Genomic DNA, 22,041 nt, shown 5'->3' with positions numbered 1-22,041 from the left:
ACAAGCCCGAATCCCTGCGGATTCGGGCTTTTCAGTTCTGGCTGCCTGACATACGGCTATGCAAGCCCTGACGCTGCGGACAGGCAGCGCTGGGCGCTCACCGAGTGGATACCCCCCGGGTCGGACGCGTACAATGCGCGATCCACTTTGGTCGAAGCCTCCTGTCGTGCCGGCCCAAGTCTCACATTCATGCTGCTTCCGCGAGATTCCCTGCCGTGCTCTCTACCGCCAACATCACCATGCAGTTTGGCCCCAAGCCGCTGTTTGAAAACGTCTCTGTCAAGTTTGGACAGGGGCACCGCTACGGCCTGATCGGGGCCAATGGCTGTGGCAAGTCCACCCTGATGAAGATCCTTGGCGGTGACCTGGAGCCGACCAGCGGTCAGGTCATGAAGGACGACACCACCCGGCTGGGCAAGCTGCGCCAGGATCAGTTTGCCTTCGAGGACGAACGCGTCATCGATACCGTGATCATGGGCAATGAAGAGCTGTGGAAGGTGGCCGCGGAGCGCGAGCGCATCTATGCCCAGGCGGAGATGAGCGAAGAAGATGGCATGGCGGTGGCCGACCTGGAGGTCCGCTATGCCGAGCTTGATGGCTACACCGCCGAGGCGCGTGCCGGTGAGCTGCTGCTGGGCCTTGGCATTCCGCTCGAACAGCATGATCAACCGATGAGCGTGGTAGCACCAGGCTGGAAGCTTCGCGTGCTGCTGGCTCAGGCGCTGTTCAGCGACCCCGACGTGCTGCTGTTGGATGAGCCGACCAACCACCTGGACATCAATACAATTCGCTGGCTGGAAGATGTGCTCAGGGCGCGCTCCTCGACGATGATCATCATTTCCCACGACCGCCATTTCCTGAACAGCGTCTGCACCCATATGGCGGATCTGGACTACGGCGAACTGCAGCTGTTTCCCGGCAATTATGACGAGTACATGACGGCCGCCACCCAGGCCCGAGAGCGTCTGCAGGCAGAGAATGCCAAGAAGAAGGCGGAGATCGCCGAGCTCAAGCAGTTTGTCAGCCGCTTCTCGGCCAATGCCTCCAAGGCCAAGCAGGCCACCTCACGCCAGCGCAAGATCGACAAGATCAAGCTGGATGAGATCAAGCCCTCATCTCGGGTGAGCCCGTTCATTCGCTTCGAGCAGAACAAGAAGATCCATCGCCATGCCCTGGCGGTCGAGGAGCTGACCAAGGCTTGGGATGACAACGTGCTGTTCGAGCGCTTTGGTCTGCGCATCGAAGCCGGTGAACGCGTTGCCATCATCGGCCCCAACGGGATCGGCAAGACCACGCTGCTGAACTGCCTGGTCGGCTCGATGGAGCCCGATGCGGGCGAGGTCAAATGGACCGACGCTGCCGAGGTGGGCTACTTCGCCCAGGACCACGCAGCCGACTTCGAGGGTGGCGAGACGCTGTTTGAGTGGATGCAACAATGGACCACGTCTGGCGAGCAGATCGTACGAGGGGCGCTGGGCAGAATGCTGTTCTCCAACGACGATATCGGCAAGTCGGTCAAGGTGATCTCCGGTGGAGAACAGGGCCGCATGCTGTTCGGCAAGCTGTCACTGCAAAATCCCAACGTGCTGGTCATGGACGAGCCCACCAACCACCTGGACATGGAGTCCATTGAGGCCTTGAACCTGGCCCTGGAGCACTACGCTGGCACCCTGATCTTTGTCAGCCATGACAGAGAATTCGTCGGCTCGCTGGCCACTCGCGTCATCGAAATGAAGGACGATGGCATCGTCGACTTCAGCGGTAGCTACGACGACTATCTGCGCAGCCAAGGTATCCTCGGCTGATAGCGCACGGCATATCCACGGGCAGCGCTAGCTGCCCGTGGCTGCTCGGTGGCCTCGCTCGCTTAGCGGCTCTCCCCAGTCATCTCGCCCTTCTTCCCTCTTTCTTTCTCCCTCTCTCTCGCACTGTCTCGCTCTCCCTCTCTCTCGCACTATCTCGCTCTCCCTCTCTCGCACTATCTCGCTCTCCCTTTCTCGCACTATCTCGCTCCCCCCTCTCTCTCGCACTATCTCGCTCTCCACTCTCTCCCCGATCCTGCTGATCTGCTGTCTCTTTTTATCGGCTTCCTCCTTTCGCTTTACGGTCAGCCGATCATGTCGCAGCGCTCACGGGTCTCCTGCCGTCAGTTCTTGGCTGCTCCTTGGCGCCAACGTGCAACATCATTAGCGAGAAAGTGTTTTGCACTCATACCGATTGTCCGAGCGTGCACGAGCCCCCACTGTACCGCGTGACCATTTTTAGACGAATCGGACAGTCCATGAACATTCTGATGCTTAACGGCGGCAAGGCGTTCGCTCACTCCGGCGGCCGCTACAACGACACTCTGCATGACGCGGGCCGAGGCGTCCTCGCTGAGCTGGGTCACCAGATTCAGGAGACCCGCATCGACGAGGGTTACGACCTTCAGGCCGAAATCGACAAGTGGCTGTGGGCAGACACCATCATCGTGCAGATGCCTGGTTGGTGGATGGGGCCGCCGTGGATCGTGAAACGCTACCTGGACGAAGTACTAACCGAAGGCCATGGCAGCCTCTACGCCAGCGATGGCCGCTCGCGCAAGGATCCGTCTCTCCAGTACGGCAGTGGCGGTCTGCTGCAGGGGCGCCGCTATATGCTGTCATTGACCTGGAATGCGCCCAGAGAAGCCTTCGATGAGGAAGGCAACTTCTTCGAGGGCAAGGGCGTCGACGGCGTCTACTTCCCGGTCCACAAGGCGATGGAGTTCCTCGGCATGCAAGGCTTGCCCACCTACCTCGCCAACGACGTGATCAAGGCGCCCGCGATCGATACCCATGTCGCCGAATATCGCGAACATTTGCTCGCGCTGTTCTCGACCACCGAGGCCTGAGCAAACGCTGCCGTCATTAGCCGTGCGGAACGACGCGTCAGCGCCCGAAGCCCAGCATCCAAGGCCTCGATGCTGTCAGGTAGAGCCTTCGCGCAGTGGGCGACGCAGCGACTCATCCGTGCAGGCATTGATGCCGTATTTCCTTGAGCGCTTTACGGCCCCGACAATCCGGCCGGGGCCCGTCCACCAGATCAAGACCAGAGGAGTGTCACCATGCTGTGGGTCATTGCGACGATCACCACAACCCCGGGCAACGCCCAGAACGTGCTGGATGCATTGCTTGAGGTAGCCCCAACGGTTCAACAGGAAGAGGGCTGCCTGCGCTATCAGCCGGCCATCGACGCCCCAAGAGGCCTGACCCATGACGACACCGCGCGCAGCGATACGGTCACCGTCATCGAAACCTGGTCCTCCCGTGCGGCACTGGAAGCCCACATGGAGACTCCACACATGGCACGCTTTCGCGACGCCACGGTAGACTGGGTCACCCATGCCGACATTCGCTTGATCGACCCAGTCGACGCCTGATAGAGGCGCAACGAGCAAGAGCATACCCGCCCCCGCCCCTTCACCAAGGGGGCGGGGGCGGGTGAAATGGCGACTCCATCACGCCGCCGCCTCGACAACACGAGAGCGGTTCACCTTGCCCTGAAGCCACAGGATGCCCAGCGCCAGCACCGCCAGACCGCTTCCGGCCAATGGCGTGAGTGCCAGCGCCTCCCTTGCGACCAGCGCACTGCCCGCGGCGGAACCGGCCGAGATACCGATATTGAACGACGAGATATTGAGCGCCGAGGCAAACGCCACCGCCCGCGGCCGATGCTGTTCGGCAGACGCCAGCATGCCTGACTGAAACGCGGGCGACAGACCAAAAGCCAAGGCACCCCACACCGCCAGCCATATCGGCATCAACGCGCTTATCTGTCCCCAGGCATGGATGGTTGCCAGGATCGCCGCCAGCCCCAGCAATAGCCAGGCGGCGGTGCGCCGCCATCCCATGGCGCCGACCATTCGACCGCCCATCAGGTTGCCAACCAGGGTCGCGCCACCGAAGACGATCAGCAGTCCACTGGCGATATGCGTGGAGAAACCCGACTGCTCGGTCAGCCAGAGACTGATGTAGGTGAACAGCGGAAAGGTCGCCCCGAAGCCCACCGCCGTCAGCGCCATGGTCACCACGATGACCGGATGGCCGAGCGCTGACAGCTGCTCTCGCCAACTGCCTGTCGGCTGAGCGTCAAGATGCGCCGGCACCCAACGCCACAGCGCGACTAGCGCCATGCTCGCCAGTACCACAATCACCACAAAGGGAACCCGCCACCCCACGCCGTTACCCAGCAGGCTTCCGACAGGTACACCAATCACCATGGCCAGCGTCAGCCCCGAGAACATCAGCGCAATGGCACTACCTGCCTGCCCTTGTGGCGCCAGCCGACTGGCCACCGTCGCCCCTAGCGCAAACAGGGCACCATGCGCCACGGCCGTGATCACTCGGCCGAACATCAGGCTGGTAAAGTCCTGGGCGATGACCGCCAACAGATTGCCGACCAGGAAGAGCGCCATCAGCCCCGTCAGCACCCGACGCGGCGGGAAGCGGGACAAGGTCAGCATGAGCATCGGCGTACCGACCGCCAAGGCCAGCGCATAGCCACTCACCAGAGCACCGGCGCGATCCTGGGTGACGCCCAGATCACTGGCGATGGTGGGCAGCACCCCGACCACGATGAACTCCGCCATGCCGATGGCAAAGGCAGCCACCGCCAGTGCCAGCACGGCAGGATGCTGGCCGCGCATCATGCCGCCTCCCGTGCCATCAGGCGCGGCCCCAGCTGGGCAAGGGTCTCGTCCAGTTCGACGGTTGCGCCGGCTACACCGACGGCCCCGACCACGCGCTGTTGTGCATCGCGCAGTACCACGCCGCCGCCAAAGCTGATCAGGCCACCGTTGGTGTTTTCCAGGGTATAGACGGCCTCGCCGGGAGCGGCGATCTGACCGAGTTGTGCACTGTCGGTTTGAAACAGCGAGGCCGTGCGCGCCTTCTTGATCGCGACATCGATACTGCCGGGAACCGCGCCATCCATGCGTTCGAAGGCGACCTGGAGCCCGCTGGCGTCCACGATGGCCAGCGAGACGGCAAACCCTTCAGCGGCAGCAGCCTCGCGAATCCCTGCAATCACGTGTTGGGCATCGTCAAGTTGCATGTCATTCTCCTCATGAATACAGACAAGAGCAGCGTCGTCGTCGACGCGATGAGGAGCATGCCGATGCCGCGCAGGCAGGCACAGGGGAGAGCGGCGGATGCCGATCAAGATTCGACAATGTCGAACGGCGAGGAGTACAGGAGGGTCAGCGCGCTAGAAGTTGCTTCGCCAACCGGCTCAGCTGCGCCTGCGTCCAGCGCGATGAGGGACCCGCCATGCCCAAAGCGGCCACGCACTCTCCGCGCTGGCGCAGCGGAATCGCCAGGCAACAAAGACCTGCCTCCACGGCTTCAAGGTCCAGTGCAAAGCCCTGGAGGCTGACCTCCCGAAGCCGGGCCTCCTGCGCATCGGTCAGGGGGCCATCGCGCCTGACCTGGCGCAGCAGGTCGTCATCGTTGGCCAGGAAGACATGGCCGATCGCCGAATGCCGCAGCGACTCCCGGCGTCCTCGCGGACTCTGGACACGCCGCGGCTGCCGTCCCTCCACGGCCTCGAGATACAGGTACTGCTGGCTGCCGCAGGGCGCGGCCAGATAGACCGTCTCATCACTCAGCGCCGCGGCTTCTTCCAGTAGTCCGCGGTAATGATGACGCAGTTGCTCACGCTCCTGTGCCAATGGCTCAGCCAGCTCGTCAAGACGCAACCCAAGCCAGTAGCCCTCGGCCAGGCGCCGGACGTAGCCCAATGCCACCAGGGTATTCAGCAACCCGTGAACGGTGGTCTTGCCCAAGCCCACCTCAGCGCTGAGATGGGCCAATGTCTGCGGCTTGTCGGCGCGTCGCAACGCCTCGAGCAGCAGAAAGCTGCGCGACACTGACTGGATCATTCTGGTCACTGACGTGTCCCGCCTTGGGTCCCGGAGCGTGCGGTGGGAACGCCCGACACCCCGCGAGAGCGGCCCGGAGACACCCTCATCATTGGTCCACGACCCCTTCCGGCAATGACTCGCTCCATTCACGCAGTTCATCGAGCACCTTGATGGCCGTCTCGCCAAGTGGCGTGATCGCGTATTCGACCACGACCGGCGACGTCTCGCGCACGTGCCGGGAGATCAGTCCCTTTGTCTCGAGAAAACGCAGGCGCTCGGTGATCATCTTCTTGCTGGCGCCCCCCACCATGCGAGCAAGGTCATTGAACCTCACCGGCCCTTCGTTGATGTGCCACAGCAAGGATCCTGTCCACTTGCCGCCAAGCACACGCATGCCCTTCTCGATGGCACACGGCTCCAGACAGGGCGCCGCGACACGACGCCGGCCTTTCGAATCTTCCGTCACAGACGCTTCCACTTTCCTATCTCCTGTGTACCTACCCAGCCCCCGCTCGAATCGTGGCGTTGACGGCGCCTTGGCCGCTCTCCTCTACCAGGGCGCCTTCCACCAGCGCGTCGCCTCCAAGACGTCTCTTACAAGGCGTCAACACGTCCGCCGGGATGTCACGCTGCTGTCCAGCTACCAGGTTACCAAAAGTATACTAGTTGTTTTTATATACCGCCCGCTTCATCTTAACTCCTGAAGAGCCTGCAGATCCATGACTCATTGCCACTCAAGACGGAGATTTTTATGCGTAACGTACTGATCATAAACGGTCACCAGCCCTATCCATTTGCCAAGGGCACACTCAACGACAGCCTGGCTGAGCGCGCTCGTCATTGGCTTTCCAGCAAGGGCCACGAGGTCCGCGTCAGTCGCATCGCCGAAGGGTATGACGTCGAGGAGGCCATTGCCGACCACCAGTGGGCCGACGTGGTGATCATGCAGTTCCCGATCAACTGGATGATGGTGCCCTGGTCCTTCAAGAAATACATGGATGAGGTCTACACCGCCGGCATGGATGGCCGCTTGTGCAACGGCGACGGCCGCACCGCCGAGAAGCCGAAGGAGAACTATGGGCTGGGCGGTACCCTGACCGACACCGACTACATGCTCAGCGTCACCCTCAATGCGCCATCCGAAGCCTTTGATGACCCCGAGGAACCCTTCTTCGCCGGCAAGTCGCTGGATGACCTGGTCGCCCCCGTGCATCTGAACGCACGCTTCTTCGACATGAGCCCACTGCCGACCTTCGGCGCCTTCGACGTGATGAAGAACCCCGACATCGACAGCGACCTCGCGCGCTTCGATGCTCACCTCGAGCGCGTCTTCGGCTGATGCCTCCGTCACCTTCAGGAGACTCCCCCATGACAACACCTCAATGGCCTGACGCTGGGCACCCGGTTCCGCTGGCCGACCAGGCCTCTCCGGAGTTCTACCGCGAGCTCATCAACACCGGTGAGACACGCCTGGTACACATGACCATGGCCCCCGGCGCCGCCGATGCGCCTCACCGCCATCCCGAAGAGATCGTCTACTTCCTTTCTGCCGGCCGCCTGCGCATCGCGCTGGAAAGCGGCGATGTCGTAGAGCGTGACGTGGTAGCAGGGGACGTCATGCATAACGAGGCCTGGGCCCACCAGGTGACCAACGTTGGCGCGACTTCCGTCGAGGCCATCATTTTCGAACGCCTGGATCGCGACGACCTGGCGTAACCCCACTTATCTCGAGGAGAGAGACGATGAAAACCATTCTGATGACAGGGGCCGGCAGCGGTCTGGCGGAAGGTGCCGCACTGGGACTGGCGCAGCAAGGACACCGGGTCATTGCCACGGTGGAGATCTGGCCACAGGTATCGGCCCTGAAAGAGAGGGCGCAGCAGTTGGGGGTTCGCCTGGAGGTCGAAAAGCTCGACATCACCGATGCTCAGGATCGCGACAGCATCTTTGCGCGCTACGGCGCCGCGGTGGATGTTGTGGTGGCTAATGCGGCAATCGGCGAGACCGGCCCCATCGCCGAAATCCCCGTGTCGCGCGTGCGCAAGGTCTTCGAAACGAACGTCTTCTCGACCCTCGAGTTCGTCCAGCCTTACGCCAAGACCTTTGCCAGCCGCGGCCAGGGCAAGATCGTGCTGGTATCTTCCATTGCCGGCTTCACTACCTTCCCGTACCTCGCGCCCTATGTCGCGTCCAAGCATGCCCTGGAAGGTATTTCCCAGCTGCTCCACGAAGAACTGGCACCGCTGGGCGTGAAGGTCGCCACCATCAACCCGGGCCCCTTCCGCACCGGTTTCAACGACCGCATGTACGACACCCTCGACCAGTGGTACGACCCAGAGACAAACTTCACCCCTGAGGCGCCGATCCGAGAGACCCAGCAACTGTTCGCCGGGGACGACCTTCAGCTTGACCCCTCATCCATGATCGATGAGATGGTGCGCCTCATCCCGCTGGACGAGCATGCCTTCCGTAATGTGCATCCCGCACGATTCGAGGAAGACGTAAAGCGCTACCAGGAGAGCCTTTGGGACCGTCAGATGTGACCGTCCACAGGCAACAGGAAATGCGCGTCGGGCCCGATGCACGAGGGTAGCGGGCCCGGCGAGCAACGCCCTACATCGCGTTACCCCATGAGGACGTTCCCTATGTCACAGCCGGATATTCACCTGTACACCGCCGCCACCATGAACGGTTACAAGCCGGTCATCTTTCTCGAAGAGGCGGAGGTGCCCTACGAATTGACCTTCATCGACTTCGGCAAGAAGGAGCAAAAGGCGCCCGACTATCTCAAGCTCAACCCCAACGGGCGCATTCCCACCATTGTCGACCGAGGCAATGACGACTTCGCCGTGTTCGAGAGTGGCGCCATCCTGTGGTACCTGGCCGAGAAGTACGACCAGTTCCTGCCCAGAGAGGCCAAGGCCCGCAGCGAAACGCTGCAGTGGCTGATGTTCCAGATGGGGGGCATCGGTCCGATGATGGGCCAGGCCATGTACTTCCAGCGCATCGCCGCCCCCAACGGCCAGCAGGAACCCTTCTCCATCAAGCGTTACGTGGATGAGTCCCGTCGCCTGCTGGAGGTCCTGAACACCCGCCTGGAAGGCCGAGAGTGGCTGGCGGGGGATCAATACACCATCGCCGACATGGCGACCTATCCCTGGGCACGCGCCTACGTCTGGGCCAAGGTGTCGGTCGAGGGTCTCGACCACCTGAAGGCCTGGTTCGAGCGGCTCGATGCGCGCCCCAAGATTCAGAAGGCCTTGACCATCCCGAAGGCACAGCCCGCCTTCTGGGGTGACGCCGACGAAAGCGAGTTTCTCAAAGAAAATGCGGCACGCTTTTCCTCCGATGTGCGCACTTGAACTCGACCCGACGTGGCTCATCGCTGCAGGTGTTTAGCGACGCCATAGTGACAGCCCTTGGCCAGTGTGTATCGTAGGCGCTGTTCAGGATCATCTTCACAACGAGACCATCGCCATGACCACCGCTGACGATATCAACCGCATGCTGGCAACACACTGGCCAAGCTGTCCGTTTACCTGTCTCGAGCTTGCCGAGCGCCACGCGATTGCCACGGTCGAGGTGCGAGAAGAGGACCTGCGGCCCGGTGGCTATGTGTGTGGCCCAGCCCTGTTTGCCGCTGCAGACGCGGCACTGTGGTTTCTGGCTTCTGCTGGCCGTGAAACGCCACAGGCCATGGCGTTGACCTCTGACCTGGCGATTCGCTATCTGTCGCCGGCTGTCGGCCAGCGGATCATCGCCCGGGCCGACCTCAACAAGAGCGGAGGCAGAACCATGATCGGCAGCGTATCAGTGTGGATGGATGACAGCGAAAGCGAGCCCTGCGCCATCGCACAGGGCGCTTATATTCTTCCCGCCTGATCGTTGATGTCGGCTCCCGCCCGTCTATCACCTGGAAGCATCCAACCCTTCGGCCGGCCGGGCGCCGATGGCCTCAGGCCTGCTCGGCGTTGGTCTACCGCGGTGCAGCGTCGTGCTGCTTGCGGACATCCTTCAACGACTTCTCACCCGGTCTTCACACTGCACTAGAGCTTATCGATCCATCTCAGAGCTAGGAGGCGGTAAAATCGTATTGGCGCGCCATTTAGCGACAGTGACCTTGCCTTTCAAGATGTCAGTAACCACAGCTTTTTGAGTATCCCTGTTCGTCGTTCACAGTTCAGGGGTCGACGGGAGGTTCGTTGCTGATTTCACCCTCCCGATAGCTGCGCTATTGCCTGTGCAGCTTGGGAGGGGGGGCACTTCAGCGCGGTGTAGATGGCCTCATGTGAAATCTGCCGGCGTGAGTCGCTAGAGACGTACGCTTCATGTGTGCTGGCTATCCGTCGCGGAGACCAGTACCTGCGCAGTAAGTAGATCAACACCTCGAAGAGCCCCGTCCGGGGGCAGCTAGGGACGCTGGCGAGGCCAATGTCGCGTCCGACGAGGCCGGTAGGCCGGCATCGTAGACCTTGATGGGTCACGTGCCGCACTGTGTCATTGAGACCGCCGAAGCGCGTATCTGACGCTGCGCGGTCATCTATTCTGTTGACGTCAATAAGACGACTCGGTTCACGCGCTTGTCCTGTCCGAATTCGATCAGAGCAAACCATTCCCGGTAAGCATCCTCAGAATGGGTATCGGGAATGTCGGGGCAGGCCGGGATAACGAAATTTTGCGATCTGGCGGTATATCCTGAGGGCACGCGTCCAAGAATGCGGATCACTTCCCCACGGGTCAGACCAACCCTGATCCCTGAGGGCGTCTGCCAATTCGGCGAGATGGTGGACATATTGACAACGACATCTTGGAAAAAATCGATATTCGCGCCAATCAGGGCTATCCGGTCAATTGGCTCATCACTGAACGAGGTTGCGTCGGTGGCTTTCGGTGTTCCGAACTTGCTGAGTGCGCCCACTGGCGCGCCCATCTTTATCCCATTGAGGCGAAGCTCCGATGGGGGAAGGCAATCAAATTCGTCGCTATATTGATGGTTTTTTAGCAGAAGCGGTATGGAGGCCGATGAAACAGCATCCGATATCCAGGTCTGGGAGTCCCAATCCCACGTCTGGCCGGCGGCCACTTTGACATCATGGAGCCCGCCGCCAAAGCCATAGCTTACTGTCTCAGGGATGCACTCAAGGCGGGCGATCCGCTCGCCCCCCTCGGTCACTTCAACCCACCCAAAGCGCCTTATCGGACGCTGCATCTCCTCCTCAGAAAACGGACGGTCAAAGCCGCCCACAACGTTGTAACCGTAATCTTGATTGAAGAAGGTGACTGACTCGCTGATCGCCTTGCCAAGCCCCGACCATGGCTCAAAATCAACGCGTTCAATGGATTCTGACAGAGTGAGATCCGCTGGCCCGCCAATCGGGCCGTAGCTGTAGGTGGCAGTCTGGTTATCAAAACACACGAAGACTTCGGTACCGAGGCCTTCCATCTGGCAGGAGGTGAAGGCTTCCTGCCCTTGTGGGCAGCCTGCCTCCGCTCCCCTCGCCAGCAGCCCCATCACGAGCCACAGGCCGCCCATTAGAACGCATCTCAGTCGCCCAAGCCTTTTGACATGCATGTCTCTATCCCGGCACTGATGAGCAGGTTTCACACCAAACACTATAGCGCTGCAGGAGCCATGCTTGAGAAAAATTCCTAACGCGCGGTCGAACAGGAACACATGTTCGATCTGATCAGAGCTTGGTGCTTGGTGCTTGGTGCGAAACGGGGAATCCCTTCGCTCTCGTGGGGCGCTGACGATACGCTCCAGGCAGCATCAGCTAAATAGCCGCCGTTCACTGCTCGTGTTCAGGATCTCTGGGGCGGGACGATGCAGGCTTAGCCCTTGGCTCAAGTCCCCGGGTCCACCTCGCGTGCCAGGTCAACAGATGACAGTTTCCAAGAGCAGGTAAACAAGATCAGGGTAAACACCACCCATATAGAAAAAGCCCGCTGATCTCTCAGCGGGCTTTTCATCAATTCGTGGCGGAGGGGGAGGGATTCGAACCCTCGAAGCCTTTCGACTTACACACTTTCCAGGCGTGCTCCTTCGACCACTCGGACACCCCTCCGCATTGTCATCTTGAAGAACACGTTGCCCGCGTTGCGCGGTGCTTATCCCTCAAGACGGCGCATACTTTATCGCCTTAAGTTCTCGATTGCAAGCCGTTTTTTGCTACTTTGCCCGTATGGGAGATCGGTTCGGTGCCTAGACGGCGATTGGCGGCTCGCTGGGCAGCACCGCGTAGTCACCACGCGCCTCAAGGCACAGCGTTTCACCACACCACAGCTCCTGGACCAGGGCGATTCGCCCCTTCCCTCGCTCGGCCAGGCGACGCTCCAGCGCATCTTCGGGCGATGTCTCCCCGGCGATAGCACTGTCGAGCATTGCTCGGTCGTCGCCCGGCTCTTCCGGCCGGCAGATCAAGTGATAGTCCCCGGTCACCGGCGCCACAAAGCGCTGGCTAGCCTGCGCTACCACCACATCCTGGTTGATCCCGCGACGCCTAAGCCACAGCGTCGTCCAGCACCAGCCCAGCAGGGTGGTCTGAGCGGTCAACGAACCGCCAAAACCGGTGCCCTTGTCATTGAGGTTGGGACGCAGATCCAGCTCCCACACGAGAGCGTTACCCTCTTTCCGCATGCGCTGGATGCCAAGCGATCCCATCAGGGGGATGGCCTCCCCCAGCCAGTCAAGAAAACCGTTCAGGTCTTCCGGCACACCTGTCGGCGGCAGCGCTGGACGGGGATGCGCGTGGCCAACCTGTCTTGTCATGTCATCCATGAACGTGCGTCCCGTGTCAGCTGACCCAAGCGCAACGGCGCTTAGTCCCATACCTCGACGTAATCCTCTACCCGGTGCTCGGCAATGGGCTTGTGACGACCACCCAGCTGGCCCAGGTAGATGAAGGCGACCAGCTCATCGTGCTCTCCCAGCCTGAGCCCCTTGCGCACAGTGTCGTCGAAGGCGTACTTGCCACTGCGCCACATGGCGCCAAGCCCCTGGGCATGAGCGGCCAGCAAGATACCGTGGGCGGCGCACCCTGCGGAAATCACCTGCTCGATCTTCGGTACCTTGGGCACGTCCGGGTCCACCTTGGCGACGACGCCGATGATCATCGGTGCGCGCTTGGGTTTCATCCGTGCGCTGTTGAGGCACTCGTCGGTCGCCTTGGGGTCTTCGCGAAACTCGGCCTCGGCGAACAGCTCGCCTAGTCGGTCGAGGCCTTCACCGGAGAACTCGATAAAGCGCCAAGGCCTGAGTTCCTTGTGATCCGGCGCGCGCAGCGCGGCTCGGTACATGGCATCGAGCTGCTCACGGGACGGAGCAGGCCCCGCCAGCTTGCCCATGGAGCTGCGTTCATGCAGCAAGGTCATGGCATCCATCGTGTCACTCCAGAGGGCGAATGCCCTGTCACAATTCAATGGTTGAGACGCTTTCGCATTACCCTACCAGACCACTCAGGTATTGTCCCTGCGGCACCATCTATCGCCGCGATCTATCCCCGCGATCTAGGGCGCCGCATCCACTGCGTGCGGCCGGTCACTGCCGCGCCAGGCGCAGCGGCGTGGGAGGCGTCTCGCCGGGGGTGCCGCGCCAGGGGCTGATATCCAGACCACCGCGTCGCACGTAGCGCGCCAACACCAGCAGGCGTTCTGGGCGGGCCCTCTCCATCAGGTCCACGAACATGTGCTCGACACAGTGTTCGTGAAAGTCCTGATGCTGGCGGTAACCGACGATGTAGCGCAGCAGACCATCTCTATCGAGCCTGGGCCCACGGTAGCGAATCATGACGCTGCCCCAATCGGGCTGTCCGGTGACCGGGCAGTTGGACTTGAGCAGGTGCGAGGTCAGCGTCTCCTCGACAATCTCATCGCTCACCGTCAGGTGATCGGGGCTGGGGGTATAACGAGCAATTTCGATATCCCGGTCGTCGATACACTCACCCGGCAGGCGGCGCGGTGACAGCTGCTCATCCTCGACGTCGAGAATCTCAACGCTCACCGCCGCTCCTGCCGCCTCGCCAAGGTCCCGCTCCAGGGTCGCGATGAGTTCACTGCGCGAACTCAAGCGCGTCTGGTTCAGGCTGTTGAGGTACAGCTTCCACGACTTGGACTCGATCAGACGTGGTGAGCTCGCTGGCAGTCGAAAGCGCGCCACGGCAACGCATGGCTTGCCCTTGGGCGTCAGCCAGGACAACTCGAAGGCGTGCCATTCGTCTTCTCCCACGAATGGCAGTGCATCCTCCGCGATGCCCAGGGGCGCACGGTTGGCCGCCCGCTCGATGGGGAAGAGAAGCCCCGGATCGTACTGGTCGGGGTAGGCCGACTCTCGTCCCAGCGGGGCGTCGGCCAAGGTCGCGGGGCGATGGTGAGGATGATCGGACGAGTGACTCATGCACGCTACCTGAACACAAAAGAACCAAGAAAAGGATCACGGCAAACGCCGCGATGACGCGGCGCTAGCTACGAATGCCCTTGCCATTTTCCAGCATCCACAAGGCAATGGCGAATAGACCAATGATAAAGCCAAAGATCGCGGTCAGGGCCCAGCCCACCGGGATATCCGACACCCCAAGAAAGCCGTAGCGGAAGACGTTGACCATATACAGGATCGGGTTGAGCATCGACGCCCCCTGCCAAAAGTCCGGCAGCAGGGAAATCGAGTAGAACACCCCGCCGAGGTAGGTCAGCGGCGTCAGCACAAAGGTCGGCACGATGGAGATGTCATCGAACTTCTTGCCCAGCAGCGCATTGATAAAACCGCCCGTGGCGAACAGTGCCGCGGTCAGAATGACCACGCCGATGGTCAATAGAGGATGCGCGACCTCGATCCGGGTAAAGAACAGCGACACCCCGGTGACGATGATGCCAACCCCGAGCCCACGAGCCATGCCGCCCAGAATGAAGCCCGCCAGCATCACCCAGTTGGGCATCGGCGACACCATCATTTCCTCGACACTACGCTGAAACTTGTTGGAGAAAAACGACGACGCCACGTTAGAATAGCTGTTGGTGATCACGGACATCATGATCAGCCCTGGCACGATGAAGTCCATGTAGCTGTAGCCGTCCATCTCGCCAATACGCGAGCCAATCAGGTTGCCGAAGATGATGAAGTACATCGTCATCGTGATCGACGGCGGCAACAGCGTCTGAGGCCAAATGCGGGTAAAGCGACGAATTTCCTTGATCACCAGGGTCCATAGGGCGATCGCTATCTGGCTCGGATTCATCCACGCATCTCCTTGTCTGCATTGCCGCTTTCCACCATGGAGACGAACATCTCCTCCAGCCGGTTGGCACGATTGCGCATCGACAGCACCTTGATGCCATCCCGTTTCAGCGCGTCGAACACGTCATTGAGGCACTGCCCACGATGGACCACGACCGACAGCTGGGCATCGTCGACCTTGCCCACCTCGAAGCCCTCGATGGCCGGTGCCTCGGACACCGGCTCTGCCAGGTCGAGCAGGAAGGTTTCGGTGTCCAGCTCCGCCAGCAGCTCTCTCACGCTGGTGTTACGCACGATTTCCCCGTGGTTGATGATGCCCACGTTGCGACAGAGGCTCTCGGCCTCTTCCAGGTAGTGGGTGGTGAGGATGATGGTGGTGCCCTCCTCCCGGTTGATGCGACGCATGTACTCCCACATGCTGCGGCGCAGCTCGATATCCACGCCGGCGGTCGGCTCATCGAGAATCAACAGCTTGGGTCGATGCATCAGCGCCCGCGCAATCATCAGCCGCCGCTTCATCCCGCCAGACAGCATGCGCGCACTACCGTTGCGCTTGTCCCACAGGCTCAAGTCCTTGAGCAGGCTCTCTGCCCGCGGCAGCGCTTCGCGCCGGGACATCCCGTAGTAGCCCGCCTGCGCCAGCACGATATCGATGACTCGCTCAAACTGGTTGAAGTTGAATTCCTGGGGCACCACCCCGAGGTGGTACTTGGCACGGGCAAAGTCCTTGTCGATATCGATGCCGAAGATCGATACCTGGCCCGCGGTCTTTTGCACCAGCGAACAGACCACGCCCAGTGTGGTGGACTTGCCGGCGCCGTTGGGTCCCAGCAGCGCGTAGAAATCGCCCTCCTGAACATCGAGGTCGATGCCCTTGAGAGCCTTGAAACCATTGCCGTAGACCTTGGTCAGGCCTCGAATGGACAGAGCCGGTTCGGCCATGAGGGATCCTTGGTGTGGGTGTCAGGGGAAATAGATAGAAGGCTCACCATATGGGGTCACTCAGCCACATCTTCAACCGAGCCACCCGCCTTGCCGCTGCCAGCAGCGTGTCACCTAGAGGGCGACACGATGCCCCGAGAGCGCCTGGACATACGTGTCGAACGCCGCCCAACCTACCACTGACGCCTCTTTGGTGAGAGACGAGGGACGAAAGGCGAGAGCCGACGTCCATCAAAGCATGACGGAGGTCAGTGGCCGCCCCCTTGAACGCAGCCTAAGCTAAACAGTCTCAACCACTACGAGGACAACGCCATGACGACCTGCAACAAGCACCCACATCATGAGCATCAGCACGGGCCTGGGTGTGGTCACACGGCGATAGAACATAACGGGCACATCGACTACCTGCACGACGGGCACCTGCACCACATGCACGGCGACCACGTGGATGAGCACACTATCGAGGTAACTGATCAAAACCCGGCAGACTGCACGCCGCACCACCAGTGTTCAGGCCATGCCGCAGATCATGTGCATGGCCCCGGATGCGGTCATGAACCGGTGCCTCATGGGGATCATATCGACTACCTCGTCGATGGCCACCTGCACCACCCTCATGGGGATCACTGTGACGATCATGGCCCCATCACTGTCGTGACATAGGTGACGTGAGGTCAAAGGGGGCTGGCGCGCACCATCAGACAAGCGTCGGCCCGCTAGCGGCTGACGGCCCACGACAAGAGATACGCACAGCGAGTCAGACCATCCAGAAAGCACAAAAAAAGGGCCCGGGGGCCCCTTTTGCGTCAGGCACTGCCGCCGAAGCAACAGGCCAATAATTTTTGGAGCGGGAAACGAGATTCGAACTCGCGACCCCAACCTTGGCAAGGTTGTGCTCTACCACTGAGCTATTCCCGCTCTATCGATGCAGAGACCGCGACAGCTGTCGACGTCCCTCTGCTGCGTTGCGAAGTGGCGTCCCATAGGGGGTTCGAACCCCTGTTCCCGCCGTGAAAGGGCGGTGTCCTAGACCACTAGACGAATGGGACGCATGGAGCGGGAAACGAGATTCGAACTCGCGACCCCAACCTTGGCAAGGTTGTGCTCTACCACTGAGCTATTCCCGCAAACGCATCGCAAATTGTACCGGAAAGTGGCGTCCCATAGGGGGTTCGAACCCCTGTTCCCGCCGTGAAAGGGCGGTGTCCTAGACCACTAGACGAATGGGACGCATGGAGCGGGAAACGAGATTCGAACTCGCGACCCCAACCTTGGCAAGGTTGTGCTCTACCACTGAGCTATTCCCGCAAACGCATCGCAAATTGTACCGGAAAGTGGCGTCCCATAGGGGGTTCGAACCCCTGTTCCCGCCGTGAAAGGGCGGTGTCCTAGACCACTAGACGAATGGGACGCATGGAGCGGGAAACGAGATTCGAACTCGCGACCCCAACCTTGGCAAGGTTGTGCTCTACCACTGAGCTATTCCCGCATTCCGGCCTTTCAAGAGTCGAAGTGGCGTCCCATAGGGGGTTCGAACCCCTGTTCCCGCCGTGAAAGGGCGGTGTCCTGGACCACTAGACGAATGGGACGCATCGGCCTCGTCTCTCTCGAGGTGGCGCGTATGTTACTGAGCACCCTGAAAAGTGTCAACCCCGAGTCACGATTTTCCTGTTCGATTCAACGCCCTTCTCTATATATCCACCCTATTACCCGTCCTGCTTGCCCCATACACAGGCACACGTACATAGACACACGGGCCTCGTATGAGGCCGACACCCAGCGCAGTATTCACAGGTAAGCCCCACGTACACCATGGAACGGTCAGCGTGAAACCGTCGGGTTGGTCAAACGGCCATAAACGTCTTAGCTTGAAGTGAGCGCCTGCGTCGAACCTCACGGGAGAACATCCATGCGCAAGAAGATCGAGAAAACCGATGCCGAATGGCGGACACAGCTTTCCCCGGAGCAATATCACGTCACTCGCGAAAAAGGCACGGAGCGCCCCTTCAGCGGCGACTACCACGTCACCGATACCCACGGCATCTATCACTGCGCCTGCTGCAACGCGCCCCTGTTCGAGAATGAGCACAAGTTTGATGCCGGCTGTGGCTGGCCAAGCTTCGACCGGCCGCTGTCCGAGAGCTGCATCCAGCTCGATGACGACCATCGACACGGCATGCACCGTACCGAAGTCAGCTGCCAGCGCTGCGACGCCCACCTCGGCCACGTCTTTGCCGACGGCCCTACACACACCGGCCAGCGCTACTGCATCAACTCACTGGCACTGAGCTTTCACGAAGGTGAATAGCGCCTGGCGCACCTAGCACGCCCTTTACGCCCCTTGGCGACCACGGCCACCCCGGCGGCTCGTGGTCGCCCACTCACTGCATCGACTCGCGCTTCAGCAGCCTGCCCGCATCTCTGCTGACGACATTTGACTCGGGTTTCCCTAAGATGGAGCGTCATTTGCGCTTATAGAGTAGGCAGGAGAAAGAGATGCTGGGCTGGTTTCCGGGACACATGAACAAGGCGCGCCGTCAGATACTGGAGGCGCTGCCGGAAATCGACGTGGTGATCGAGGTGCTCGACGCCCGCCTGCCCTACTCCAGCGCGAACCCGATGCTGGCCAGTCTGACCCGCCACAAGCCGGTGCTGAAGATTCTGTCTCGCGCCGATCTCGCTGACCCGGAGGGCACCCGCGCCTGGACCGCCTTCTTCGACGCACAGCCAGACACCCGCGCGCTGGCGGTGACCACGACCAACACCCGCGAGCTGAAGCGCATCCCCAAGCTATGTCACGAACTGGCCGGTCAGGTTCGCGCAGACCGGGATGTGCGGGTCATGGTCATGGGCATCCCCAACGTCGGCAAGTCGACGCTGATCAACGGACTGGCTGGCCGCACCATTGCCAAGACCGGTAACGAGCCCGCCGTCACCAAGCGTCAGCAAAAGGTGCGCATTCAGGGTCGCGTTGCCCTGACCGACACTCCCGGCGTGCTGTGGCCCAAGATCGAGGACCAGGCCAGTGCCTACCGCCTGGCCGCCAGCGGCGCCATCCGAGACACCGCTATCGACTATGTCGATGTGGCCTTGATTACCGCTGCCGAACTGGCGAAGCGCTATCCAGAAGCCCTCAGGTCACGCTATAAATTGACGTCACTGCCTGCCTACGACGCGCATCCTGACGCGGACAAGGTCGACGCAGATGGTGACGAGCGTCCTGACCTCATGGCCCAGGCTGGCTTCGACGGCCACGCCATCCTGGCGGATATCGCCGCCAAGCGTGGGGGGCTGCGTGCCGGCGGGGAAATTGACCTGCATCGTGGCGCCGAAGTGCTGCTGCATGAGCTGCGTGATGGCAAGCTCGGCCGACTGACGCTGGAAACCCCGGATGACATCCCGGTGGATGCCCCTGCCGACGACGACATCAGCGCCGAGGCCTCCCCGGCTGCAGCAGACGACAGCTCGGCATCGGGTGGTGCGACCTCGGAAGACTGACTACCCGGCAGACAACCATCACGACCTGCCACACACGGCTACACGACCGGCCCGCCCTCAGCGGGCACGTTACAACGGATTCTGCGAGACCCGCGCCATGGACACGCCTACCCTTTCAAAGTCACACAAGCTGGATAACGTCTGCTACGACATTCGCGGCCCGGTGCTGGAGCACGCCAGGCGCCTCGAGGACGAAGGCCAGCGCATTCTGAAGCTGAATATCGGCAATCCAGCCCCGTTCGGCTTTGAAGCGCCGGAAGAGATTCTTCAGGACGTGATGCGCAACCTGCCCACGGCCCAGGGCTATTGCGACTCCAAGGGACTGTACTCGGCACGCAAGGCCATCATGCAGGAATGCCAGCGCAAGGAGATCCCCGGCGTTGGCATCGAGGATATCTACATCGGCAACGGCGTGTCAGAGCTGATCGTCATGGCCATGCAGGCCTTGCTGAACGACGGTGACGAAGTGCTGATTCCGGCGCCGGATTACCCCTTGTGGACCGCCGCCGTCAATCTGTCCGGTGGCCGTGGCGTCCACTACCTGTGTGACGAGCAGGCGGACTGGGCGCCCGCCATGGATGATATCCGGGCCAAGGTCACCAGCCACACCCGTGCCATTGTCATCATCAATCCCAACAACCCGACCGGCGCCGTCTATCCCCCCGAGGTACTGCGCGAGCTGCTCGACATCGCCCGCGAACACAACCTGGTGGTGTTCTCCGACGAGATCTACGACAAGATTCTCTACGATGACACCGTGCACGTGGCCACCGGGGCGCTGGCCAGTGAAGATCAGCTGGTCGTGACCATGAATGGACTGTCCAAGAGCTATCGCTGCGCCGGCTTTCGCAGCGGCTGGATGACGCTATCCGGCACGCTCGCCCGGCAGCGAGCCAATGACTTCATTCAGGGGCTGACCATGCTGGCATCGATGCGCCTGTGCGCGAATGTGCCTGCGCAACATGCCATTCAGACAGCACTTGGCGGCTATCAGTCGATCAATGATCTGGTCCTGCCCGGTGGGCGACTGCTGGCACAGCGGGACATTACCGTAGAAAAGCTGAATGCCATCCCGGGGGTCAGCTGCACCACGCCGAAGGGCGCCTTGTATGCCTTCCCGCGCCTGGACCCCAAGGTCTACAACATTCAGGATGACCAGCAGCTGGTACTCGACCTGCTGCTGCAGGAAAAGATCCTGCTGGTACAGGGCACCGCCTTCAATTGGCCGGATCCGGACCATGTCCGCATCGTTACCCTGCCCTGGGCGGACCAGTTGGGTGATGCGCTGGATCGCTTTGCCCGTTTTCTGTCGCGCTATCGCCAGTAAATCGGCAGACACAGGCACGCACCGGCAGGCGCAAACCGACAGGCACTTGCGCTTCGCTCGACAAGCGATGGAGCGATCAACGCCCGGGCGCTTGAAACTTGGCGCCCCAGGGCTTATCTAAGCATCTGATTCCCCCGTCGAGCCACTGGGCTCTTCAGGTTTCCTTCCTTACGGAGAATGTCGGCAATGATGAGAATCCTGCTCTTTCTGGGCACCAACCTGGCGGTCATCCTGGTCGCCAGTATCACCCTGCGATTGCTGGGCGTGGAGCCGTACCTCAACGCCCAGGGCATCAATTTCAACAGCCTGCTCATCTTCTGCTTTGTGTTCGGCATGGCAGGGTCCATGGTATCGCTGTTCATCTCCAAGTGGATGGCCAAGCGTTCCACCGGCACCGTGATCATCGAGAACCCGTCCAACGCCACCGAAAAGTGGCTGCTCGACACCGTGGCCGAACTCGCCCGCGAGGCCAACATCAAGACGCCTGAGGTCGGTATCTTCCCGGCCCAGCAGTCCAACGCCTTTGCCACCGGCTGGAACAAGAACGACGCTCTGGTCGCCGTGTCTGCGGGACTTCTGAACCGCATGCAGCCGGAAGAAGTGAAGGCCGTGCTGGCCCACGAGATCGGTCACGTGGCCAACGGTGACATGGTCACCCTGGCGCTGATTCAGGGCGTGCTGAACACCTTCGTGATGTTCTTCGCTCGGGTGGTGGCACAGCTGGTCGACAGCTTCCTGCGCCGCGATGACAACGAAGGCCTCGGCTTCTTCGGCTACTTCGCCGTGGTCATGGTCGCCGAGATCGTGTTCGGCATTCTCGCCTCGATGATTGCCGCCTGGTTCTCCCGCTTCCGTGAGTACCGTGCCGACGCTGCAGGAGCCAAGCTCGCGGGCTCCGGCGCCATGATCAATGCCCTGGCACGCCTCAAGGCCGAGACCCAGATGCCCGATCAGATGCCGGATACCCTGACCGCCTTCGCCATTACCACCGGCCAGACTCGCAAGCTGATGGAGAAACTGTTCGCCAGCCACCCGCCGCTGGACGATCGTATTCGCGCCCTCAAGGAAGCCGCTTACCGTCAGTGACGAAAGCGCCGTCCTGCCAACACCCCCGCCGGTCCCGCCGGCGGGGGTGTTTCTTTTTCAGCATCATTTTTTGCTGTG

The 22,041-nt window shown here is 61.2% G+C and carries 22 protein-coding genes and 9 tRNA genes; 12 read left to right on the top strand and 19 right to left on the bottom strand.

Features of this window, described 5'->3' with window-relative positions; all coding sequences use genetic code 11:
- The first annotated feature begins 215 nt into the window (after nucleotides 1-215).
- The 3 genes from KUV86_RS04905 to KUV86_RS04895 all read left to right on the top strand — a co-directional run bounded on the left by KUV86_RS04905 (nucleotide 216) and on the right by KUV86_RS04895 (nucleotide 3,400).
- Nucleotides 216-1,805: an ABC-F family ATPase gene (locus KUV86_RS04905; RefSeq protein ID WP_222483804.1), complete on the top strand. Its 1,590-nt coding sequence runs from the start codon at nucleotides 216-218 to the stop codon at nucleotides 1,803-1,805.
- A 476-nt stretch (nucleotides 1,806-2,281) separates the two neighbouring features.
- Nucleotides 2,282-2,872 carry an NAD(P)H-dependent oxidoreductase gene (locus KUV86_RS04900; protein WP_222162038.1) on the top strand — a complete coding sequence of 197 codons (591 nt, stop codon included), beginning with the start codon at nucleotides 2,282-2,284 and terminating at the stop codon, nucleotides 2,870-2,872.
- 213 nt (nucleotides 2,873-3,085) lie between these two features.
- A complete protein-coding gene (locus KUV86_RS04895) occupies nucleotides 3,086-3,400 on the top strand; it encodes a putative quinol monooxygenase (RefSeq protein ID WP_222483803.1) in 315 nt (104 codons plus the stop codon).
- A 78-nt stretch (nucleotides 3,401-3,478) separates the two neighbouring features.
- On the opposite strand, the gene KUV86_RS04890 is transcribed toward KUV86_RS04895, so the two are convergent.
- The 4 genes from KUV86_RS04890 to KUV86_RS04875 all read right to left on the bottom strand — a co-directional run bounded on the left by KUV86_RS04890 (nucleotide 3,479) and on the right by KUV86_RS04875 (nucleotide 6,359).
- The gene (locus KUV86_RS04890) at nucleotides 3,479-4,669 is read right to left on the bottom strand and encodes an MFS transporter (RefSeq protein ID WP_222162036.1); all 1,191 of its coding nucleotides are present in this window, start codon (nucleotides 4,667-4,669) and stop codon (nucleotides 3,479-3,481) included.
- Nucleotides 4,666-5,073, bottom strand: a complete 408-nt coding sequence (locus tag KUV86_RS04885; protein WP_222483802.1) for a GlcG/HbpS family heme-binding protein — start codon at nucleotides 5,071-5,073, stop codon at nucleotides 4,666-4,668. The genes KUV86_RS04890 and KUV86_RS04885 overlap by 4 nt, the downstream gene beginning before the upstream one ends.
- Before the next feature lie 145 nt (nucleotides 5,074-5,218).
- A complete protein-coding gene (locus KUV86_RS04880; RefSeq protein ID WP_224851834.1) occupies nucleotides 5,219-5,899 on the bottom strand; it encodes an IclR family transcriptional regulator in 681 nt (226 codons plus the stop codon).
- 88 nt (nucleotides 5,900-5,987) lie between these two features.
- Complete coding sequence (locus KUV86_RS04875; protein ID WP_222483801.1) at nucleotides 5,988-6,359, bottom strand: winged helix-turn-helix transcriptional regulator; 372 nt, start codon at nucleotides 6,357-6,359, stop codon at nucleotides 5,988-5,990.
- Nucleotides 6,360-6,632: 273 nt separating this feature from the next.
- Here KUV86_RS04875 and KUV86_RS04870 point away from each other — a divergent pair, with 273 nt between their 5' ends.
- The 5 genes from KUV86_RS04870 (at nucleotide 6,633) to KUV86_RS04850 (ending at nucleotide 9,763) form a co-directional block, all read left to right on the top strand.
- The gene (locus KUV86_RS04870; protein WP_222483799.1) at nucleotides 6,633-7,220 is read left to right on the top strand and encodes an NAD(P)H-dependent oxidoreductase; all 588 of its coding nucleotides are present in this window, start codon (nucleotides 6,633-6,635) and stop codon (nucleotides 7,218-7,220) included.
- Between the two features lie 29 nt (nucleotides 7,221-7,249).
- Nucleotides 7,250-7,597: a cupin domain-containing protein gene (locus KUV86_RS04865; protein ID WP_172977712.1), complete on the top strand. Its 348-nt coding sequence runs from the start codon at nucleotides 7,250-7,252 to the stop codon at nucleotides 7,595-7,597.
- A gap of 26 nt (nucleotides 7,598-7,623) precedes the next feature.
- A complete protein-coding gene (locus KUV86_RS04860; RefSeq protein ID WP_222483796.1) occupies nucleotides 7,624-8,424 on the top strand; it encodes an SDR family oxidoreductase in 801 nt (266 codons plus the stop codon).
- Nucleotides 8,425-8,526: 102 nt separating this feature from the next.
- Nucleotides 8,527-9,243 carry a glutathione S-transferase family protein gene (locus KUV86_RS04855; RefSeq protein ID WP_222483794.1) on the top strand — a complete coding sequence of 239 codons (717 nt, stop codon included), beginning with the start codon at nucleotides 8,527-8,529 and terminating at the stop codon, nucleotides 9,241-9,243.
- Between the two features lie 115 nt (nucleotides 9,244-9,358).
- Nucleotides 9,359-9,763, top strand: a complete 405-nt coding sequence (locus KUV86_RS04850; RefSeq protein WP_206942712.1) for a PaaI family thioesterase — start codon at nucleotides 9,359-9,361, stop codon at nucleotides 9,761-9,763.
- Nucleotides 9,764-10,421: 658 nt separating this feature from the next.
- Here KUV86_RS04850 and KUV86_RS04845 read toward each other — a convergent pair.
- The 15 genes from KUV86_RS04845 to KUV86_RS04775 form a co-directional block, all read right to left on the bottom strand.
- On the bottom strand, nucleotides 10,422-11,414 hold the full coding sequence (locus tag KUV86_RS04845; protein ID WP_222483793.1) for a hypothetical protein: 993 nt from the start codon (nucleotides 11,412-11,414) through the stop codon (nucleotides 10,422-10,424).
- 444 nt (nucleotides 11,415-11,858) lie between these two features.
- Nucleotides 11,859-11,946, bottom strand: a tRNA-Ser gene (locus KUV86_RS04840).
- A 137-nt stretch (nucleotides 11,947-12,083) separates the two neighbouring features.
- Entirely contained in the window at nucleotides 12,084-12,659 is a 576-nt protein-coding gene (locus KUV86_RS04835) for a YiiD C-terminal domain-containing protein (RefSeq protein WP_409995502.1), read from the bottom strand.
- A gap of 41 nt (nucleotides 12,660-12,700) precedes the next feature.
- Nucleotides 12,701-13,261 (bottom strand): nitroreductase family protein, encoded by a 561-nt coding sequence (locus KUV86_RS04830; protein WP_222162019.1) that lies wholly within the window; start codon nucleotides 13,259-13,261, stop codon nucleotides 12,701-12,703.
- 157 nt (nucleotides 13,262-13,418) lie between these two features.
- Nucleotides 13,419-14,273 (bottom strand): NADPH-dependent 7-cyano-7-deazaguanine reductase QueF, encoded by an 855-nt coding sequence (queF, locus tag KUV86_RS04825; RefSeq protein ID WP_222483792.1) that lies wholly within the window; start codon nucleotides 14,271-14,273, stop codon nucleotides 13,419-13,421.
- Nucleotides 14,274-14,337: 64 nt separating this feature from the next.
- Nucleotides 14,338-15,111 (bottom strand): ABC transporter permease, encoded by a 774-nt coding sequence (locus KUV86_RS04820; protein WP_206942720.1) that lies wholly within the window; start codon nucleotides 15,109-15,111, stop codon nucleotides 14,338-14,340.
- Nucleotides 15,108-16,052 carry an ABC transporter ATP-binding protein gene (locus tag KUV86_RS04815; RefSeq protein ID WP_206942721.1) on the bottom strand — a complete coding sequence of 315 codons (945 nt, stop codon included), beginning with the start codon at nucleotides 16,050-16,052 and terminating at the stop codon, nucleotides 15,108-15,110. Before KUV86_RS04815 ends, KUV86_RS04820 begins: the two co-directional genes overlap by 4 nt.
- A gap of 843 nt (nucleotides 16,053-16,895) precedes the next feature.
- Nucleotides 16,896-16,970 (bottom strand) — tRNA-Gly (locus KUV86_RS04810).
- 55 nt (nucleotides 16,971-17,025) lie between these two features.
- Nucleotides 17,026-17,101 (bottom strand) — tRNA-Glu (locus KUV86_RS04805).
- A 3-nt stretch (nucleotides 17,102-17,104) separates the two neighbouring features.
- Nucleotides 17,105-17,179: transfer RNA gene (locus KUV86_RS04800), tRNA-Gly, on the bottom strand.
- A gap of 27 nt (nucleotides 17,180-17,206) precedes the next feature.
- Nucleotides 17,207-17,282 (bottom strand) — tRNA-Glu (locus tag KUV86_RS04795).
- Nucleotides 17,283-17,285: 3 nt separating this feature from the next.
- Nucleotides 17,286-17,360 (bottom strand) — tRNA-Gly (locus KUV86_RS04790).
- Nucleotides 17,361-17,387: 27 nt separating this feature from the next.
- Nucleotides 17,388-17,463 (bottom strand) — tRNA-Glu (locus KUV86_RS04785).
- Nucleotides 17,464-17,466: 3 nt separating this feature from the next.
- A tRNA-Gly gene (locus KUV86_RS04780) sits at nucleotides 17,467-17,541 on the bottom strand.
- Nucleotides 17,542-17,565: 24 nt separating this feature from the next.
- A tRNA-Glu gene (locus KUV86_RS04775) sits at nucleotides 17,566-17,641 on the bottom strand.
- A gap of 320 nt (nucleotides 17,642-17,961) precedes the next feature.
- On the opposite strand from KUV86_RS04775, the gene msrB reads away from it, so the two are divergent.
- The 4 genes from msrB (at nucleotide 17,962) to htpX (ending at nucleotide 21,963) form a co-directional block, all read left to right on the top strand.
- The gene (gene msrB / locus KUV86_RS04770) at nucleotides 17,962-18,360 is read left to right on the top strand and encodes a peptide-methionine (R)-S-oxide reductase MsrB (RefSeq protein WP_222483791.1); all 399 of its coding nucleotides are present in this window, start codon (nucleotides 17,962-17,964) and stop codon (nucleotides 18,358-18,360) included.
- A 188-nt stretch (nucleotides 18,361-18,548) separates the two neighbouring features.
- On the top strand, nucleotides 18,549-19,550 hold the full coding sequence (gene ylqF / locus KUV86_RS04765) for a ribosome biogenesis GTPase YlqF (RefSeq protein ID WP_222483790.1): 1,002 nt from the start codon (nucleotides 18,549-18,551) through the stop codon (nucleotides 19,548-19,550).
- Between the two features lie 97 nt (nucleotides 19,551-19,647).
- Nucleotides 19,648-20,877 carry a pyridoxal phosphate-dependent aminotransferase gene (locus tag KUV86_RS04760; RefSeq protein WP_206942724.1) on the top strand — a complete coding sequence of 410 codons (1,230 nt, stop codon included), beginning with the start codon at nucleotides 19,648-19,650 and terminating at the stop codon, nucleotides 20,875-20,877.
- A 186-nt stretch (nucleotides 20,878-21,063) separates the two neighbouring features.
- Complete coding sequence (gene htpX / locus KUV86_RS04755; protein WP_206942725.1) at nucleotides 21,064-21,963, top strand: protease HtpX; 900 nt, start codon at nucleotides 21,064-21,066, stop codon at nucleotides 21,961-21,963.
- Nucleotides 21,964-22,041 lie beyond the last annotated feature (78 nt).

The sequence above is a fragment of the Halomonas sp. DP8Y7-3 genome, from assembly GCF_019801675.1.
Classification (GTDB): domain Bacteria; phylum Pseudomonadota; class Gammaproteobacteria; order Pseudomonadales; family Halomonadaceae; genus Halomonas; species Halomonas litopenaei_A.
Note: the sequence above shows the minus strand (reverse complement) of the source record. Positions and strands in the feature narration are given on the sequence as shown.

Bases quoted from the DNA above. Each gene is read 5' to 3' on its own strand.
- KUV86_RS04820 (WP_206942720.1), bottom strand. From the start codon at position 15,111: ATGAATCCGAGCCAGATAGCGATCGCCCTATGGACCCTGGTGATCAAG.
- KUV86_RS04900 (WP_222162038.1), top strand. From the start codon at position 2,282: ATGAACATTCTGATGCTTAACGGCGGCAAGGCGTTCGCTCACTCCGGC.
- KUV86_RS04845 (WP_222483793.1), bottom strand. From the start codon at position 11,414: ATGGGCGGCCTGTGGCTCGTGATGGGGCTGCTGGCGAGGGGAGCGGAG.
- KUV86_RS04835 (WP_409995502.1), bottom strand. From the start codon at position 12,659: ATGGATGACATGACAAGACAGGTTGGCCACGCGCATCCCCGTCCAGCG.
- KUV86_RS04760 (WP_206942724.1), top strand. From the start codon at position 19,648: ATGGACACGCCTACCCTTTCAAAGTCACACAAGCTGGATAACGTCTGC.
- msrB (WP_222483791.1), top strand. From the start codon at position 17,962: ATGCGCAAGAAGATCGAGAAAACCGATGCCGAATGGCGGACACAGCTT.
- KUV86_RS04815 (WP_206942721.1), bottom strand. From the start codon at position 16,052: ATGGCCGAACCGGCTCTGTCCATTCGAGGCCTGACCAAGGTCTACGGC.
- KUV86_RS04880 (WP_224851834.1), bottom strand. From the start codon at position 5,899: ATGATCCAGTCAGTGTCGCGCAGCTTTCTGCTGCTCGAGGCGTTGCGA.
- htpX (WP_206942725.1), top strand. From the start codon at position 21,064: ATGATGAGAATCCTGCTCTTTCTGGGCACCAACCTGGCGGTCATCCTG.
- KUV86_RS04890 (WP_222162036.1), bottom strand. From the start codon at position 4,669: ATGATGCGCGGCCAGCATCCTGCCGTGCTGGCACTGGCGGTGGCTGCC.
- KUV86_RS04865 (WP_172977712.1), top strand. From the start codon at position 7,250: ATGACAACACCTCAATGGCCTGACGCTGGGCACCCGGTTCCGCTGGCC.
- KUV86_RS04850 (WP_206942712.1), top strand. From the start codon at position 9,359: ATGACCACCGCTGACGATATCAACCGCATGCTGGCAACACACTGGCCA.
- KUV86_RS04885 (WP_222483802.1), bottom strand. From the start codon at position 5,073: ATGCAACTTGACGATGCCCAACACGTGATTGCAGGGATTCGCGAGGCT.
- KUV86_RS04855 (WP_222483794.1), top strand. From the start codon at position 8,527: ATGTCACAGCCGGATATTCACCTGTACACCGCCGCCACCATGAACGGT.
- queF (WP_222483792.1), bottom strand. From the start codon at position 14,273: ATGAGTCACTCGTCCGATCATCCTCACCATCGCCCCGCGACCTTGGCC.
- KUV86_RS04870 (WP_222483799.1), top strand. From the start codon at position 6,633: ATGCGTAACGTACTGATCATAAACGGTCACCAGCCCTATCCATTTGCC.
- KUV86_RS04860 (WP_222483796.1), top strand. From the start codon at position 7,624: ATGAAAACCATTCTGATGACAGGGGCCGGCAGCGGTCTGGCGGAAGGT.
- ylqF (WP_222483790.1), top strand. From the start codon at position 18,549: ATGCTGGGCTGGTTTCCGGGACACATGAACAAGGCGCGCCGTCAGATA.
- KUV86_RS04895 (WP_222483803.1), top strand. From the start codon at position 3,086: ATGCTGTGGGTCATTGCGACGATCACCACAACCCCGGGCAACGCCCAG.
- KUV86_RS04830 (WP_222162019.1), bottom strand. From the start codon at position 13,261: ATGGATGCCATGACCTTGCTGCATGAACGCAGCTCCATGGGCAAGCTG.